Below are 15,656 nucleotides of genomic sequence, written 5' to 3'. Positions count from 1 at the left end.
GACTCGGCGGCCGCCCTGTTTGGGTGGCGTGCGCGTGAAGGGGGAAACTGGAAGTGTGAACGACCCGCTGAACCGTGAGGGAGGCTCCGCCGATGGCCCGATTCGGTGACGGCCTCGCCCTCGGCCCTGACCTGACCGCGGCGGCGCGGACCGCGGTGCGCACGGCGCTGGAGCCGCTCAGCGCCCCACCGGACCTGGTCTGCGTCTTCGTCTCCGCCGACGATCCCGGCGCGCTGGAGGCGGCCGGGCTGGCCGCGATGGAGGCGGCCGGCGCCCGGACGGTGCTGGGCTGTAGCGCCAACGGGGTGATCGGGGGTTCCCGCGGCGTCGAGGAGGCCAGCGCGGTCAGCGCCTGGGCCGGGGTGCTGCCCGGCGCCCGGCTGGAGCCGTTCCGGCTGGAGACGCTCAAGGCCGAGGACCGGCTGATCGTCGTCGGCATGCCCGAGGGCCAGGACGACGACGTGGTGGGCGTGCTGCTGGCCGATCCCTACAGCTTCCCGGTGGACGCCTTCGTGGAGCGGTCCGGGGAGGCGCTGCCCGGGCTGCCGCTGGTCGGCGGCATGGCGGACGGGCCGAGCCGCGGCGCCACCCGCCTGTTCCTCAACGGGGACGTGTACGACACGGGCGCGGTCGGGGTGGTGCTCGGCGGCGCCGTGACCGCGGTCACGGTGGTCAGCCAGGGCGCCCGCCCGATCGGCCCGGACATGGTGGTGACCAAGGCCGACGAGAACATCCTGTACGAGCTGGCCGGCACGCCCGCGCTGGAGAAGCTGGAGCAGATCGTCCTCGGCCTGTCCGTGGAGGAGCAGGAGATGGCCGGCCAGGGGCTGCTGATCGGCGTGGCCATGGACGAGTACGCCGACGAGCACGAGCGCGGCGACTTCCTGGTCCGGGGCGTGGTGGGCGCCGACACCGACACCGGGGCGATCGCGATCGGCGACGTGGTCGACGTCGGCCGCACCGTCCGCTTCCAGGTCCGGGACGCGGGCGCCGCCGAGGCCGACCTCACCACGCTGCTGGAGCGTTTCGACCTGGCGCCGGTGGAGGGGGCCCTGCTGTTCTCCTGCAACGGGCGGGGCCGCGCCATGTTCCCCGACTCCGATCATGACGCCCGGGTGCTGGAACGCGCGTTCCGCCCGTCCGGGGTGGGCGGGTTCTTCGCCGCCGGTGAGATCGGCCCGGTGGCGGGGCGCAACCACGTGCACGGGTTCACCGCGTCCATCCTCGCCTTCGGCCCCGAACAGGAGATCACGTTCGTCCCGGACCAGGACGGCGGGTCGTGAGCGACCGGGGCTCCGAGGTGCCCGTGCTGGCGATCGACATCGGCGGGACCAAGCTGGCCGCCGCCATGGTGGGCGCGGACGGGCACCTGACGGCCTACGAGCGCGTCGAGACGCCGAACCGGCCGATCGGACACCCGGACCCGGAGGCGCGGAGCCGGGACGCCGAGGCCATCTGGGCGGCCCTCGACGCGCTGGTCGGCAAGGTGCTCGCCGCCGCCGGAGCGGACGCGGAGCGGATCGCCGGCGTCGGCGTGGGCTGCGGAGGCCCGATGACCTGGCCCGCCGCCGAGGTGTCGCCGCTCAACATGCACGCCTGGCGCGGCTTCCCGTTACGTGACCGCCTGCGGGCGCGTTTCCCCGGCGTGCCCGTGCGCGTCCACAACGACGCCGTCTGCGTCGCGATCGCCGAGCACTGGCAAGGCGCCGGGAAGGGGTACGGCAACGTCCTCGGCATGGTGGTCTCGACCGGCGTGGGCGGCGGCCTGGTCCTGGGCGGGCGCCTGATCGACGGCAAGAGCGGGAACGCCGGTCACGTCGGGCATATCGTCGTGGACCCCGACGGCCCGCCGTGCGGCTGCGGGGGCCGCGGCTGCCTGGAGGCGATCGCGCGCGGGCCGGGCCTGGCGGCGTGGGCGCGCGAGCAGGGCTGGCGGCGGGACGACGAGCGCGACCCCACCGGCGTGGACCTGGCCGCCGACGCCCGCGCGGGCCACCCGGTCGCCATGGCCGCCATGCGCAGGGCGGGCCGGGCCCTGGGCATCGCCCTGGCGTCCACCGCCAACCTCCTGGACCTGGACGTGGTGGCGATCGGCGGGGGCCTGTCCCAGGTGGGCGATCTGCTGTTCGGCCCGCTGGAGGAGGCGTTCTCCGTTCACGCCCGCATGGACTTCGCACGGCGGGTGCGCATCGTCCCGGCGAGGCTGGGGCAGACCAGCGGGCTCATCGGCGCGGCGGCTCTGGTCCAGCGGCCCGACCTGTACTGGGGTGGGGACGACCGGTAGCAGGGGCGGGTGGGCCCCCGGAGACGCCTTCGACCGCAGGCTGCTTGCCCCCATGCTGCTGGGTACGGTGCTGAACCCGATCAACTCCTCGATCCTCGCCGTCTCGCTGGTGCCGATCGGGGCCGCGCTGGGGGCGCCGCCGTCCGAGACGGCGTGGCTGGTGGCCGCGCTGTACATGGCGACCGCGGTCGGGCAGCCGGTGACCGGGCGATTGATCGACCTGTTCGGGCCGCGCCGCCTTTACCTGGCGGGCATGGCCCTCACCGGGGTCGCGGGCCTGATCGGCATGCTGGCGCCGAACCTGGGCGTGCTGATCCTGGCGCGGGTGCTGCTCGGCTTCGGCACCTGCGCGGGCTACCCGTCCGCGATGTACCTGATCCGCAGCGAGGGGGACCGCACCGGACGCGACAGCCCCGGCGGCGTGCTGACCGCGCTGGCCGTCTCCAGCCAGGTCATGGCCGTGATCGGGCCGAGCCTGGGCGGGTTGCTGATCGAGCTGGGCGGATGGCGCACCACCTTGGCCGTCAACCTCCCGCTGGCCGTGGCCGGAATGGTGCTGGGCATGCGGCGCCTGCCGAGGACGCCCATGCCGCCGCGCGCCCCCGGGGAGCGGCGGCTGTCCCGCCTCGACCTGCCGGGCGTGACGCTGTTCTCCGCGATGCTGATCTCGCTGCTGCTGTTCCTGATGAACCCCGTGTCCGCGCGCTGGTACCTACCGGTCCTCAGCGTGGCGGCGGCGGTGTGCTGGGTGGTACGCGCGCTACGGGTGCCGGAGCCCTTTCTCGACCTGCGCGTCTTAGCCGGGAACGTGCCGCTGCTGACCACGTACTGCCGCGCCTTACTCGCCTACGTCGTCGGCTATGCGGCCCTGTACGGCTACACGCAATGGCTGGAGGAGGGGCGGGGCCTGTCGGCCGCGCATGCGGGCTTCCTGCAATTGCCGCTGTTCGCCACCGCGATCGTCGCCGCCACCTACTCGGGCCGCCGCTCGGAGATCCGCGGCAGGCTCGTCGTCGGCGCCGTGGTCCAGGTCGTCGCCTGCCTGCTGCTTCTGCTGCTGGACTCGCACAGCGCCATCTGGCTGCTGCTCGTGGTGGCGTTCGCCTTCGGCATCCCCCAAGGGCTGAACGGGCTCGCGCTGCAGAACTCGGTGTACTACCAGTCCGACCACGAGCGCACCGCCTCCTCGGCCGGGCTGCTGCGCACCTTCACCTACATCGGTGCGATGATCACCTCCTGCCTCACCGGCCTGTTCTTCGCCGAGCGCGCCGACACCTCCGGCCTGCACGCGCTGGCCCTGTCCATGCTCGGGATGGCCGCGCTGTTCCTGCTGATCACCATCCCTGATCGCGCGCTGTCCGGGCTCGGCAAGCGCGGCGCATAGGATCGCTGCATGCCGCTCGTCAACGCCGACGACATCCGATCCGCCCGCGCGCTGCTGCGCGACGTGGTGGTCCCCACCCCTCTCATGCACTCCCGGGCGCTGTCCGAGGCCATCGGCGGCCCGGTCTACCTGAAGTGCGAGAACCTTCAGCGCACCGGATCGTTCAAGATCCGCGGGGCGTACGTGCGGATCGCGCGGCTCAGCGACGAGGAACGCGCCCGCGGGGTCGTCGCGGCGAGCGCGGGAAACCACGCGCAGGGCGTGGCGCTGGCGGCGTCCATGCTCGGCTGCAAGGCCACCGTGTTCATGCCGGAGGGCGCCCCGCTGCCCAAGGTCGCCGCGACCAGGGCGTACGGCGCCGAGGTGGTCTTCACCGGCCCCACCGTGGACGGCTGTCTGGACGCGGCCATGGAGCACTCCGCCAGGGAAGGGGCCGTCCTGATCCACCCGTTCGACCATCCGGACGTGGTGGCCGGGCAGGGGACGATCGGCCTGGAGATCCTGGAGCAGTGCCCCGACGTGCGGACGGTCGTCGGCGGCGTGGGCGGCGGCGGGCTGATCTCCGGGGTCGCGGCGGCGCTGAAGCAGGCCGCCGATCACGACGTCAAGGTGGTGGGCGCGCAGGCGAAGAAGGCGGCGGCGTTCCCGCCGTCCCTGGCGGCGGGCAAGCCGGTCCGGGTGGACGTGCAGCCCACGATGGCGGACGGCATCGCGGTCGGGCGGCCGGGCGAGCTGACCTACGAGCTGGTGACCGAGCTGGTCGACGCGGTGGTCACGGTGACCGAGGAGTCGATCTCGCAGGCGCTGCTGCTCTGCCTCGAACGCGCCAAGCAGGTGGTGGAGCCCGCCGGGGCGGCGGGCGTGGCGGCGTTGCTGGAGCACTCCTACGCGGTGCGGACCCCCGTGGTGGCGCTGCTGTCGGGCGGGAACATCGACCCCGTGCTGCTGGCCAAGGTGCTCAGGCACGGGCTGGCGGGCGCCGGCCGGTACCTGGTGGTGCGCTGCCGGCTGATCGACCGTCCCGGCGCGCTGGTGACGCTGCTGCGCGAGCTGGCCGAGCTGGGTGTGAACGTGCTGGACGTGATGCACGAGCGGGTCGCCGCGCGCCTCCACGTCGAGGAGGCGGAGGTGCTGATGCACCTGGAGACGCGCGGCCCCGACCACTGCGAGGAGGTCCTTGGCCGGCTCAGGGACAGGGGCTACGCGGTGCTCGCCGCGTGAGCGGCCGATGTGAGCGGCCGATGTGAGCGGCCGATGTGAGCGGTTCGGTGCCTGCCTCTCACGCGCGCGAGCGCCACGTCACAGGGACGGCTTGCCGGAGGTGAAGACCCACTTCCGGAAGAGGTCGTCCAGCCGCTCCCCGGAGAGGTCCTCGGCGAACCGGATGAACTCGCGGGTGGTGAAGGTCTTCCCGCGGTTGCGGGTCGGCCATTCCTTGATCAGCCGGGCGAAGTCCTTCTCGCCGATCTCCAGCCGCAGGGCGTGGACGGTCATCGCGCCGCGGTCGTAGACGGTGGGGTGGAAGATGTTGTCCCGGCCGGGGTCGGCCGTGAGCGGCTTCCACAGGTCGTCGTCGGCCGGTGTGGCGTAGATCTCGTCGAAGCTCTGCTGGACCGGCTTGTTCTGAAACCTCTCCAGGTACAGCCACTCGGCGTAGGTCGCGAACCCCTCGTTCAGCCAGATGTCCGACCACCGCTCCGGCGTGCTGCTGTCGCCGTACCACTGGTGCGCCAGCTCGTGCGCGATGGTCGTGCGGGACGGCAGCGTCCCGGGGGCGTGGGCGCGGTCGTAGATCGAGCGCGCCTGGGTCTCCAGCGCGTACCCGATGTTCGCCCTGACGACGACGCCTCCGGTGGAGGTGAACGGGTACTTGCCGAACTTGGTGGCCAGGAAGTCCTGGATGAGGGCGGTCTGGTCGTGGAACTCCCGGCCCAGCGCGGGGCTGATGCCGAGCGCCCGGTCGGTGGCGGTGAGGTTGGGGATGCCGGTGGAGGTCCTCCCGCTGATCACGTCGTACTTGCCGATGGTGAGCATGCTCAGCTCGCTGGCCATCGGCTGGCGCATCTCCCAGCGCGTGGTGGTGAGGCCGCCCTTGGTGACCTTGCCGGCGAAGTCGCCGTTGGCCAGCGTCGTCAGCGACTTGGGCGCGGTCAGGAAGAACCTGTAGGTGGCCTTGTCCGCGGGCGTGTCGTTCACCGGGTACACCGTGGCCGCGCCGAACGGCTGATTGACCATCAGCGCGCCGTCACTGGTCGGCACCCAGCCGGAGGTGCCCAGCGTGGCGTCGTTGATGGGCTGGGGGACGCCCGAGTAGGCGACGGTGACCGTGAACTTGCTGTTCTTCCGCAGCCCCTTGCGCGGGGTGATCACCAGTTCCTGGGCGCCGGTGCGCTTGAACGAAGCCTTGGCGCCGTTCACCCGCAGTGAGGAGATCCGCAGGGGACCGAGGAAGTCCAGGTTGAACCGGGACAGGTTCTGGGTGGCGCGCGCCCGGATGTCGGTGACGGCCTGGATCCCCTTGCCGACCGGGTCGTATTTCAGCGCGATGTCGTAGTGGGCGACGTCGTATCCGCCGTTGCCCATGTCGGGGAAGTAAGGGTCACCGGCTCCCGGAGCGCCGGGCGTGTACTTGGTGGTGGCCCCCGCGGGCACCGCCGACACCAGGATTCCCGCCGTGGCGGCGAGCGCCACCACGGCCATCCCTTTCGGGGCTCTGCTGCTCATCGCCCAAAAGTTTCAGCGCGGGCACCACTGATCAAGCGCGATTCGGTTTCGATGTGGACCGGTTGAGGACAGTCGCATCCTCGGACGGGCGGTACGTCCGTTTCGGCATGGCGGGCCGTCGCGGCTCATAGAGCCAGTCCTGGAAGAGCGGGTCGAGGTCCCTTCCGGACACCTGCTCGGCGAGCCCGATGAGGTCGCGGGTCGTGCCGTGGCCGTAGGCGCGCGTGGCCGTCCAGGCGCGCAGGATCCGGAAGAACGCGCGGTCGCCGACGGCGGCGCGCAGCGCGTGCACGGTCATGGCCCCGCGCGTGTAGACGGAGAAGTGGTCGAACAGGCCCTTCGGACCCGGCTTGCCGGTGGGCCGCTCCCAGTCCTTCGCGCTCGCGCCCTTGTACGCCTGCCGGAAGAACTGCTCGGCGGTCCGGCCCTTGTGCTGCTCGCTCCACAGCCACTCGGCGTACGTGGCGAAGCCCTCGTTCAGCCAGATGTCCTCCCAGCGCCGCAGGCTGACGCTGTTGCCGAACCACTGGTGGGCGAGCTCGTGCACGATCAGCGGGACGTCGGCGGCGCTCGGGTAGACGGGTCGGCTCTGCGTCTCCAGCGCGTAGTTGACCGGGACGTTGTCGATGACGCCGCCGGAAGAGCCGAACGGGTACCGGCCGAAGAGCCGCGCCGCCCAGTCCGTCACCGTGCCGGTGGTGGCGTGGAACCGGGCCAGGTCCTGCATCAGCGAGGCGTCCACCGCGCTGATCGTCCGGATCCCGGCGGGGGAGCGTCCCTCGCGCACGCGGAACCTTCCGATCGCCACCATGGCCAGGTAGCCCGCCATGGGCTGCCGGGACCGCCACAGGTGCGTCACGGTCCGCGGCGCGCCCACCTGGTCGCCCGTCCGGAACGACCGCACCGGCTCGCCGTTGGCCAGGACGGACAGCCCCTCCGGCACGGTGATCCGGTAGGAGTACGTGGCCTTGTCGGTGGGATGGTCGTTCAGCGGGAACCAGGTGGCCGAGCCCTGTGGCTGCGACAGGCTGACCGCGCCGTCGGGGGTGCGGATCCAGCCGGAGCCGCGGCCGTTCGGCGCGCCCGTGTAGGTGACGGCGACGGTGAAGTGGTGTCCCTTCACGATGCCCGAGCGCGGCGTGACGACGAGCTCCTGGCCGTCCCGGCGGTACGCGGCGGGGGTCCCGTCGACGGTGACCTCATGGACCTGGTTGCCGACGAAGTCCAGGTCGAATCGGGACAGGTTCTGCGTCGCGACCGCGGTGACCCGCGTGGTGGCCGCGATCCGCCGGTCGCGCGGCTCGTACCGGAGCCGGATGTCGTAGTGGCGGGCGTCGTAGCCGCCGTTGCCAGCGCGCGGGAAGTACGGGTCGCCGGCGCCCGGAGCGCCGGGGGTGAACGCTCCGTTCTGCGCCGGGTGGCCCTGTGCGGGCCGTGGCGGCGCGGGCGAGGCGGTCGCGGCGGTGAGGGCGCTCGCGAACAGCGCCGGGACCAGGATCAGGGAGGCGGCGGAGGCGCGCGCCGCGGAGCATGTCACCACGCGGCCACCATGGCGAGCCCGCCCGCTCCTGTCGCGCGGTCAGACCATGGCTTTCCGGATCCGTTGCCCACTCCTGGGGATCGGTTGCCGATCCCCAGGGGTCAGCGCCGTGGCCGTCCCCGCTCGTACAGCCAGCTCTGGAAGAGGTCGTCGAGCTGCTTCCCCGACACCCGCTCGGCGGTCTCGATGAACTGCGCGGTCGTGGCGTTGGAGTGGCGGCGCTCCTTGGTCCAGGTTTGCAGGATCTTGAAGAACGTGTCGTCGCCCACCCGCTTGCGCAGCGTGTGCAGGGTCATCGCGCCCCTGTCGTACACCGTGCGGCCGAACATCTGGGCCCTGCCGGGGTTCCCGGTCGGGACGTCCCACAGCTCGCGGTTGCCGGAGTCGGAGTACAGGGAGTCGAACTGCGACTGCACCGACCGCCCGCCGGCCTTCTCCTCCCACATCCACTCGGCGTAGGTCGCGAAGCCCTCGTTCAGCCAGATGTCCTGCCAGCGGGTCACGCTGACGCTGTCGCCGAACCACTGGTGCGCCAGCTCGTGCGCGACGATCCCCTCGCTGGCGCCGAACGCCCCGTACACCGGGCGGGTCTGGGTCTCCAGCGCGAAGTTCACCCTGGCGTTGTCGACCAGGCCGCCGGTGGAGCCGAACGGGTAGGGCCCGAACCGGCGCGCCCACTCGTCGGTGATCTCCGAGTTCTTGGCGTAGAAGGCGTCCAGCGGGGTGCCGATCACCGAGGGGTCCACGGCCGTGATGTTGGTGATGCCGCCGGGCGTCTTGCCCGTCCGCACGCCGAACCTGCCGACGTTGACGGTGGCCAGGTAGGTGGCCATGGGCTGGGCGACCTTCCAGGTGGAGGTGACCCGCCCGCTCTTCGCCGCGACCGGGCCGATCACGGGGCTCGGCTGCGCCGGTACCTGGCCCGGGGGCACGCCGGGCCGCGCGGTCGGCACCCCGGCGCCGCCGCCTTCGGACCCGGTGACCGGCGTGGACGGCTCGCCGTTGGAGATCGCGGTGAGCCCGGCGGGCACGGTCAGCTGGATGTCGAAGGTGGCCTTGTCGCTGGGATGGTCGTTGCTGGGGAACCAGGTGTGCGCCCCGCTCGGCTGGCAGGCCACGAACACCCCGTCGGGGGTGCGGATCCACCCGTACCGGCCCAGGATCGGGTCCTCCACGGGACGGGGCGTGCCCGCGTACCGCACGGTGACGGTGAACCTGGCGCCCTTCTCCACGGGCGTGGCCGGATTGATCACCAGTTCCTCGTCCTCGCGCCGGTGCCGCGCCGCCGCGCCGTTCACCCGCACGTCCGAGACGTTCAGCCCGGTGAGGTCGAGGTTGAAGCTCGGCAGCCGCTGCGTCGCCGACGCGGTGATCTCCGCCGTGCCGTCCAGCTCGTTGGGGGCTCCGGGGGTGATGTCCAGCCTCAGGGTGTAGTGCTGGACGTCGTACCCGCCGTTGCCGTTGCCCGGAACGTAGGCGTCGCCGACGCTGTCGGGGCCCGCGGGGCCGGTGGGCCCCGGGGATCCGGCGTCCGGTGGCAGCGGCGGCGCCTCGTCATCCTGGGGAAGGCTGATACAGGCCGTCAGCGCGCCCGCGACGGCGAGGGCGGACAGCCCGGACACGCCGCGACGGACGTGGCTGCGGGCCCCGCGAGGGCTCCTGGGCGTACTTCCGGCCGTGTGCACGTTGCCAAGACTGCCCGTGCCCGGCACACGGGGCAACTCGGATGAATTGCCCCGTGGTCACTTATGGCGATTCTTTCCGGCCGAAGGCGATGGATCGGGTGATGCGGGTCACAGATTGCCGCGCCTGGCCTGCTCCCGCTCGATCGCCTCGAACAGCGCCTTGAAATTGCCCTTGCCGAAGCCCATCGATCCGTGCCGCTCGATCAGCTCGAAGAACACCGTGGGACGGTCCTGAACCGGCTTGGTGAAGATCTGCAGGAGATACCCGTCCTCGTCCCGGTCGACCAGGATTCGGCGCTTGCGCAGTTCCTCCACGGGCACCCGCACCTCGCCGATCCGGGCGCGCAGCTCCGGGTCCTGGTAGTAGGAGTCGGGGGTGTCGAGGAACTCCACGCCCGCGGCGCTCATCGCGTCCACGGCGGCGAGGATGTCGCCGGTCGCCAGGGCGATGTGCTGCACGCCCGGCCCGCCGTAGAACTCCAGGTACTCGTCGATCTGCGACTTCCTGCGGCCCTCGGCCGGCTCGTTGATCGGGAACTTGACCTTGCGCGTGCCGTCCGCGACGACCTTGGACATCAGCGCCGAGTACTCGGTCGCGATGTCGTCCCCGATGAACTCGGCCATGTCGGTGAAGCCCATCACCTTGTGGTAGAAGTCCGCCCACTCGTCCATGCGCTCGACGTTGCCCACGCAGTGGTCGATCGCCTGGAAGTACCGTCCGGAGGCGGGCGGCTCCACGATGGGCGCGGCCGGGACGAAGCCCGGCAGGTAGGGGCCGGCGTAGTTGGAGCGGTCGACCAGCGAGTGCCGGGTCTCCCCGTAGGTGGCGATCGCGGCGACCACCACCTTGCCGTGGTCGTCCTCCAGGACGTGCGGCTCCTCGACCCCGCGGGCGCCCCGGGAGGTCGCGTGCTCGTACGCGGCCTCCACGTCCGGCACCTCGATGGCCAGGTCGGTCACCCCGTCCCCGTGCTCGGCGACGTGCCTCCCCAGCTCCGTGCCCGCCCGCACCGGGCCGCGGAAGACGAACCTGGCGCTTCCCGACTCCAGGACGTGCGCGGCCTCGTCCGGGCTCCCGTTCTCAGGCCCGCGATAGGCGACCCTGCGCATCCCGAAGGCCGTCGAGTAGAAGTGCGCGGCCTGCTTGGCGTTGCCGACGGCGAAGACGACGGCGTCCATGCCCTTGACCGGAAACTCATCCATGCCCCCAATCTCCGCACCGCCCCGCAGAGTGCGCAAGAGTTACCTGAATCAGTGGACAATCTGTACAGTGAATCGCCGGAATGGCAGGACGTCCTGTGCAGTCTGACCACGAGGGGACGGGACCGGATGATCGACGATCTGGACGCGCGGCTGATCGCGCTGTTCACGGCCGAGCCCAGGATCGGCGTGCTGGAGGCGTCCCGGCGGCTCGGGGTGGCGCGCGGCACCGTCCAGGCCCGGCTCGACCGGCTGTCCGGACAGGGGGTGATCCGCGGCTTCGGCCCGCAGATCGACCCGGCCGCGCTCGGCTACGGGGTCACGGCGTTCGTGACTCTCCAGATCCGCCAGCCCGGCGGCCACGACCCCGTCGCCGAGCGGCTGGCCGGCGTGCCCGAGGTGATCGAGGCGCACACCATCACCGGCGCCGGCGACATGCTCTGCCGCGTGGTCGCCCGCAGCAACCAGGACCTGCAACGGGTGATCGACATGATCGTGGCGGTGCGGGGCGTGGAACGCGCCTCCTCGGTGATCTCCCTGGCCACCCAGGTGCCGTACCGCACCCTCCCCCTGGTCGCCGCGGCCGCGGGCACGGAAAACGCCCCCGAACCCGGCCGCGGACGGGGTATCGGGGGCGTTCCGGCGAACGATGGAGCGCTCTGAGGCACCGGGCCGGCGCCCGGCGTCAGCTTCCCGCGTAGGGGGTGGCGTCAAGGATCTCCACGGTCATGCTCCGGCCGTTGGGGAGCGTGTAGGTGGCCTTGTCCCCGACCTTCTTGCCGTTGATCGCGGCGCCGAGGGGGGAGTTGGGGGAGTAGACGTCGATGGGAGCGCCGCTCTCCTCGCGGGACGCGAGCAGGAAGGTGACCTCCTCGTCGTCGCCCTCGAAGGAGACCGTGACGGTCATGCCGGGGCCGACCACGCCCTCGGTGCGGGGGGCCTCGCCGACCCGGGCGTTCTCAAGGATGGACTGGAGCTGGAGGATGCGCCCCTCGATCTTGCCCTGCTCCTCCTTGGCCGCGTGGTAGCCGCCGTTCTCGCGCAGGTCGCCCTCCTCCCGCGCCGCCTCGATCTTCTGAGCGATCTCGATGCGGCCCGGGCCCGACAGGTGGTCCAGCTCAGCCTTGAGCCGGTCGTACGCATCCTGGGTCAGCCAGGTTACGTTGTCAGCGCGGGTCTCGGTCACGGGTACTCCTCATCCACATGTAGCGATCTCGCCGGTCCCGGCGGGACGGGCGACACATCGACATGAAGTGCGGCCGGGTGAAACCTCTAGCCTATCCGGTGTGTGCGGGTAAAGGTTCCCTGAACGGCTCGCACGCAACCCGCCAAAACCGGCCGGGCTTTCACCAGGTGATTCACACCTTGTGGCAATCTTTGACGCGGGCGCCCGTGGCCCGTTTCAAGGTGCTCAAGGTGTCGGTCCGAGTGATCTTCGAGACGCCCTTCGGAACGGTGATCCGCTGGGCCGCCACAATGGCGAAGCTTTCGTCGAAGGCGTCCACCGTGCACTGGACCACATCGGCCTCGTCCTTGGCGACGGCATACTTGACCTGCACCGATGTGTCGCTCTGTATAACGAACGCAATGGTCTGCGAGGCGATTCCCGGGGTGTTGCCCGCATGACCGACGATCACCGCCCAGCCGGCCGCGAACACCACCGCGAGCAGGCCGATCACCACGGCGCCCAGCCGGCCGAGGCGGCGGCCGTCCCTCCCGTCCCGCTCCGGACGGTGGCCACCTCCGGACGCTCCGTCCCCTGGGGGCCACTCGCCGGGCGGCCCGTCGTGCGCCGCCACCGGACCGCGCTCCTCGCCGTCGCCTTCCCGGTCGCCCGCCCTGTCATCCGTCCGGGCGGGCAGGGTGGACGCCGGTGACCTCGGCTTGACGCTCGTTGACATGCGGGGAATCTCCGTGCGGCGCGTGGACGTTGTCAGGAACAATTCTCTTCCGTCGCGAGGGGTGCTCCGAACCGGGGTCCCTTCAAGGCGATTCGCGTGCAGGTTGTTGAGAGGGAGTATCCGTGTCCGAGGCCATAGACCAGGCCATAGACGAGGCGCCGCTCGATCCGTCCGATGGGCCGGGGCGAGGGCTGCGGCTGATGGCCGTGCACGCCCACCCGGACGACGAGTCGAGCAAGGGCGCGGCCACCATGGCCCGGTACGTCGCCGACGGCGTCGAGGTGCTCGTGGTCACGTGCACCGGAGGCGAGCGCGGCAGCATCCTCAACCCCGCGATGGACCGTCCCGAGATCAAGGAGAACATCGGGAAGGTCCGCGAAGAGGAGATGGCGCGCGCCCGGGAGATCCTCGGGGTGGAGCAGCGCTGGCTCGGCTTCGTCGACTCCGGCTTCCCCGAGGGCGACCCGCCGCCGCCTCTGCCGGAGGGCTGTTTCGCGTTGCAGCCGCTGGAGGTCGCGTCCGAGCCGCTGGTGCGGGCCGTCCGCGAGTTCCGCCCGCACGTGATCTTGACCTATGACGAGAAGGGCGGCTACCCGCACCCCGACCACGTGAAGTGCCACGAGGTGTCGGTGGAGGCGTTCGAGGCCGCGGGCGACCCGGACCGTTACCCGGGCGCGGGCGAGCCCTGGCAGCCGCTCAAGCTCTACTACCACATGACCTTCAGCAAGGAGCGGATCCTGGCGCTGCACGCCGCCATGGAGAGCAAGGGCCTGGAATCCCCGTACAAGGAGTGGATCGAGCGCTTCGAGAAGGACGAGCGCCCGGCCCTGTGGGACGTGACCACCCGCGTCCCGTGCGGGGACTTCTTCGAGACCCGGGACAAGGCGCTGCTGGCCCACGCCACCCAGATCGACCCCAACGGCTTCTGGTTCCGCGTCCCGCTCGACGTCCAGCGCGAGGTATGGCCCACCGAGGACTACCATTTGGCCAGGTCCCTGGTCGACACGGAGCTGCCGGAGGACGATCTGTTCGCCGGCGTCCGGGAGAAGGTATGTCTGTAGTGTCCGTTTTCGCCGCCCTGCCGACGCATGGGGCGCCGCTCGCGATGCCGCTCAACGACGACACCGTGACCCCGGGGTTCCTCGGATTCGGGGTGTTCGTGGCCCTGCTGGTCGCGCTGATCTTCCTGATCCGGTCGATGAACAAGCAGATCCGCAAGATCCAGGCTCCTCGCGAGGCGGACCTCAAGCAGCAGGAATGGGAGGCCGCCCAAGCCGCCAAGGCCGCCCAGGGCTCCCAGGCCGTCAAGGACGAACCCTCCGAGAAGTCCTGAGCCGCCCCGAAACGGGTTGAGCTTCTCCCTGCCCGGGGAGGACGTCGGTGTGCGTGCCGACGAGACGCAGGAGGAACCGGCCGTCCCGCTGGAGGATCTGGAAGAGGACCTCCGGCGCGCCGAGCGGACCGGCGACGAGCGCGCGATCCTCCTGGCCCGCTACCGGCTGGGCCGTGCGGTCTGCGCGGCCGGTGACACCGACCGCGCGGCGGACCTGCTGCAACCCCTGCCGAACGCGTTCGCGGCCTTGGAGGAGCCCGACCGTTTCAACCGCGGACGCGCCCTGACCGGCCTCGGCGAGGTCTGCCTGGCCCGGCGCCTCCCGGTGGTGGCGATCAACTTCTTCGGCCAGGCGCTGGAGATCATGCGTGCCGAACGGGCGCTCGCGCAGGAGGCGGACGTGTGGGCGCACTTCGCCGAGGCGGCCCGCATGCGCTCCGATCCCGACGCCGAGCGCGCCTCCCTGGACAGGGCGGACGCCGCGCGGCGGTCCCTTGAAGCGAGCAGGGAAATGAGAAGGGGAGTGAACGGGGAGGCGGCCGGATAATCGGCGGCCGGCCGCGGCCGATCACCGGCACCATGGGGGCATGTCCGTACGCGATCTGCTGGTGCTCGGGTCCGCCGGCGCGGTGCCGACCAAGACCCGCAACCACAACGGCTACCTGCTGCGCTGGGACGGGCACGGCCTGCTGTTCGACCCGGGCGAGGGCACCCAGCGGCAGATGACGTTCGCGGGCGTCACCGCCACCGCCGTCACCTGGCTCTGCCTCACGCACTTCCACGGCGACCACTGCCTCGGCGTCCCCGGCATGATCCAGCGGATCGCGAGGGACGGGGTGGAGCATGTGGTGAACGCGGCGTTCCCCGCGAGCGGGGAGGAGTACTGGCGGCGCCTGCGGCACGCGACGTCCTTCTACGACACCAGTGATATCGCGGAACATCCGCTCGCGGGCGACACGGTGCGGCTGGACACCGGGCCGGCGCCGTTCACGCTGACCGCGCGCCGGCTCGACCACTCCATCGAGGCGTACGGGTACCGGCTGGCGGAGCCGGACGGGGTGACGATGCTGCCCGGGGAGCTGGCGGCGCGGGGCGTGCGCGGCCCGCTCGTCCGGAGGCTGCGGGACGAGGGCCGGGTCACGGCGCCGGACGGCCGCACGGTCGCGCTGGAGGAGGTGAGCGTCCGGCGCCCGGGGCAGAAGGTGGCGTTCGTGATGGACACCGGCCTGTGCCCCGCCGCCTACGAGCTGGCCCGGGACGCCGACATGCTCGTCATCGAGTCCACGTTCCTGGACGCGGACGCGCGGCTGGCCGAGGAGCGCAAGCACCTGACGGCGGGGCGGGCGGGCGAGATCGCGGCGGTCGCCGGCGTGCGCCACCTGGTCCTGACCCACTTCTCCGAGCGCTACCGGGCCGAGGACGAGCGCCTGTTCGCCGAGCAGGCGGCGGCGCGCTTCGACGGTGAGATCACGATCGCGCACGACCTGGACCGGATCCCGATGCCGCGCCGCCGTTCCGCGTCCGTGGCGCGCACGGGCTGAGCGGCCCTCGTCCGAACCGGGCCGGACAGGTGATAACCGGCTCTGCCCGGGGACGCCCTTGGTC

Annotated in this window: 15 protein-coding genes; 9 read left to right on the top strand and 6 right to left on the bottom strand. The window is 71.6% G+C overall.

What is annotated here, in order from left to right; genetic code table 11:
* Positions 1-92: 92 nt before the first annotated feature.
* Genes ACGWYJ_RS04960 through ilvA form a run of 4 tightly spaced genes read left to right on the top strand, consistent with a single transcriptional unit; the run spans position 93 to position 4,889 of the window.
* Positions 93-1,283 carry an FIST N-terminal domain-containing protein gene (locus ACGWYJ_RS04960; RefSeq protein WP_285695621.1) on the top strand — a complete coding sequence of 397 codons (1,191 nt, stop codon included), beginning with the start codon at positions 93-95 and terminating at the stop codon, positions 1,281-1,283.
* Positions 1,280-2,284, top strand: a complete 1,005-nt coding sequence (locus ACGWYJ_RS04955; protein ID WP_395104367.1) for an ROK family protein — start codon at positions 1,280-1,282, stop codon at positions 2,282-2,284. The genes ACGWYJ_RS04960 and ACGWYJ_RS04955 overlap by 4 nt, the downstream gene beginning before the upstream one ends.
* A gap of 52 nt (positions 2,285-2,336) precedes the next feature.
* Positions 2,337-3,668 carry an MFS transporter gene (locus ACGWYJ_RS04950; protein WP_395104366.1) on the top strand — a complete coding sequence of 444 codons (1,332 nt, stop codon included), beginning with the start codon at positions 2,337-2,339 and terminating at the stop codon, positions 3,666-3,668.
* A 9-nt stretch (positions 3,669-3,677) separates the two neighbouring features.
* Entirely contained in the window at positions 3,678-4,889 is a 1,212-nt protein-coding gene (gene ilvA / locus ACGWYJ_RS04945) for a threonine ammonia-lyase (protein ID WP_395104365.1), read from the top strand.
* 78 nt (positions 4,890-4,967) lie between these two features.
* On the opposite strand, the gene ACGWYJ_RS04940 is transcribed toward ilvA, so the two are convergent.
* From ACGWYJ_RS04940 to hppD, 4 genes are all read right to left on the bottom strand, one after another.
* Entirely contained in the window at positions 4,968-6,392 is a 1,425-nt protein-coding gene (locus ACGWYJ_RS04940) for a M1 family metallopeptidase (RefSeq protein ID WP_395104364.1), read from the bottom strand.
* Between the two features lie 31 nt (positions 6,393-6,423).
* Positions 6,424-7,932, bottom strand: a complete 1,509-nt coding sequence (locus ACGWYJ_RS04935; RefSeq protein ID WP_395104363.1) for a M1 family metallopeptidase — start codon at positions 7,930-7,932, stop codon at positions 6,424-6,426.
* Between the two features lie 101 nt (positions 7,933-8,033).
* Positions 8,034-9,554, bottom strand: a complete 1,521-nt coding sequence (locus tag ACGWYJ_RS04930) for a M1 family metallopeptidase (protein WP_395104362.1) — start codon at positions 9,552-9,554, stop codon at positions 8,034-8,036.
* Between the two features lie 171 nt (positions 9,555-9,725).
* Positions 9,726-10,820 (bottom strand): 4-hydroxyphenylpyruvate dioxygenase, encoded by a 1,095-nt coding sequence (gene hppD, locus ACGWYJ_RS04925; protein ID WP_395104361.1) that lies wholly within the window; start codon positions 10,818-10,820, stop codon positions 9,726-9,728.
* Positions 10,821-10,946: 126 nt separating this feature from the next.
* On the opposite strand from hppD, the gene ACGWYJ_RS04920 reads away from it, so the two are divergent.
* A complete protein-coding gene (locus tag ACGWYJ_RS04920) occupies positions 10,947-11,480 on the top strand; it encodes an Lrp/AsnC family transcriptional regulator (protein WP_395104360.1) in 534 nt (177 codons plus the stop codon).
* A gap of 22 nt (positions 11,481-11,502) precedes the next feature.
* On the opposite strand, the gene greA is transcribed toward ACGWYJ_RS04920, so the two are convergent.
* Complete coding sequence (gene greA / locus ACGWYJ_RS04915) at positions 11,503-12,003, bottom strand: transcription elongation factor GreA (RefSeq protein WP_285695633.1); 501 nt, start codon at positions 12,001-12,003, stop codon at positions 11,503-11,505.
* 172 nt (positions 12,004-12,175) lie between these two features.
* The gene (locus ACGWYJ_RS04910; protein ID WP_395104359.1) at positions 12,176-12,616 is read right to left on the bottom strand and encodes a DUF4307 domain-containing protein; all 441 of its coding nucleotides are present in this window, start codon (positions 12,614-12,616) and stop codon (positions 12,176-12,178) included.
* A 302-nt stretch (positions 12,617-12,918) separates the two neighbouring features.
* Between ACGWYJ_RS04910 and mca the strand changes: the two genes are divergently transcribed.
* The 4 genes from mca to ACGWYJ_RS04890 are packed head-to-tail and all read left to right on the top strand — an operon-like array spanning position 12,919 to position 15,592.
* Positions 12,919-13,779, top strand: a complete 861-nt coding sequence (gene mca / locus ACGWYJ_RS04905) for a mycothiol conjugate amidase Mca (protein ID WP_395104462.1) — start codon at positions 12,919-12,921, stop codon at positions 13,777-13,779.
* Entirely contained in the window at positions 13,770-14,051 is a 282-nt protein-coding gene (locus tag ACGWYJ_RS04900) for a hypothetical protein (protein WP_395104357.1), read from the top strand. Before mca ends, ACGWYJ_RS04900 begins: the two co-directional genes overlap by 10 nt.
* A gap of 49 nt (positions 14,052-14,100) precedes the next feature.
* Entirely contained in the window at positions 14,101-14,598 is a 498-nt protein-coding gene (locus ACGWYJ_RS04895) for a hypothetical protein (protein WP_395104356.1), read from the top strand.
* Positions 14,599-14,638: 40 nt separating this feature from the next.
* Positions 14,639-15,592, top strand: coding sequence for a ribonuclease Z (locus tag ACGWYJ_RS04890; RefSeq protein WP_395104354.1), 954 nt, complete (start codon positions 14,639-14,641; stop codon positions 15,590-15,592).
* Positions 15,593-15,656: the final 64 nt, after the last annotated feature.

Source organism: Actinomadura sp. SCN-SB (assembly GCF_043906805.1).
In the GTDB taxonomy this organism is placed as follows: Bacteria; Actinomycetota; Actinomycetes; order Streptosporangiales; family Streptosporangiaceae; genus Spirillospora.
The sequence above is the reverse complement of the archived record's forward strand: the minus strand, read 5'-3'. Positions and strand labels throughout refer to the sequence as shown.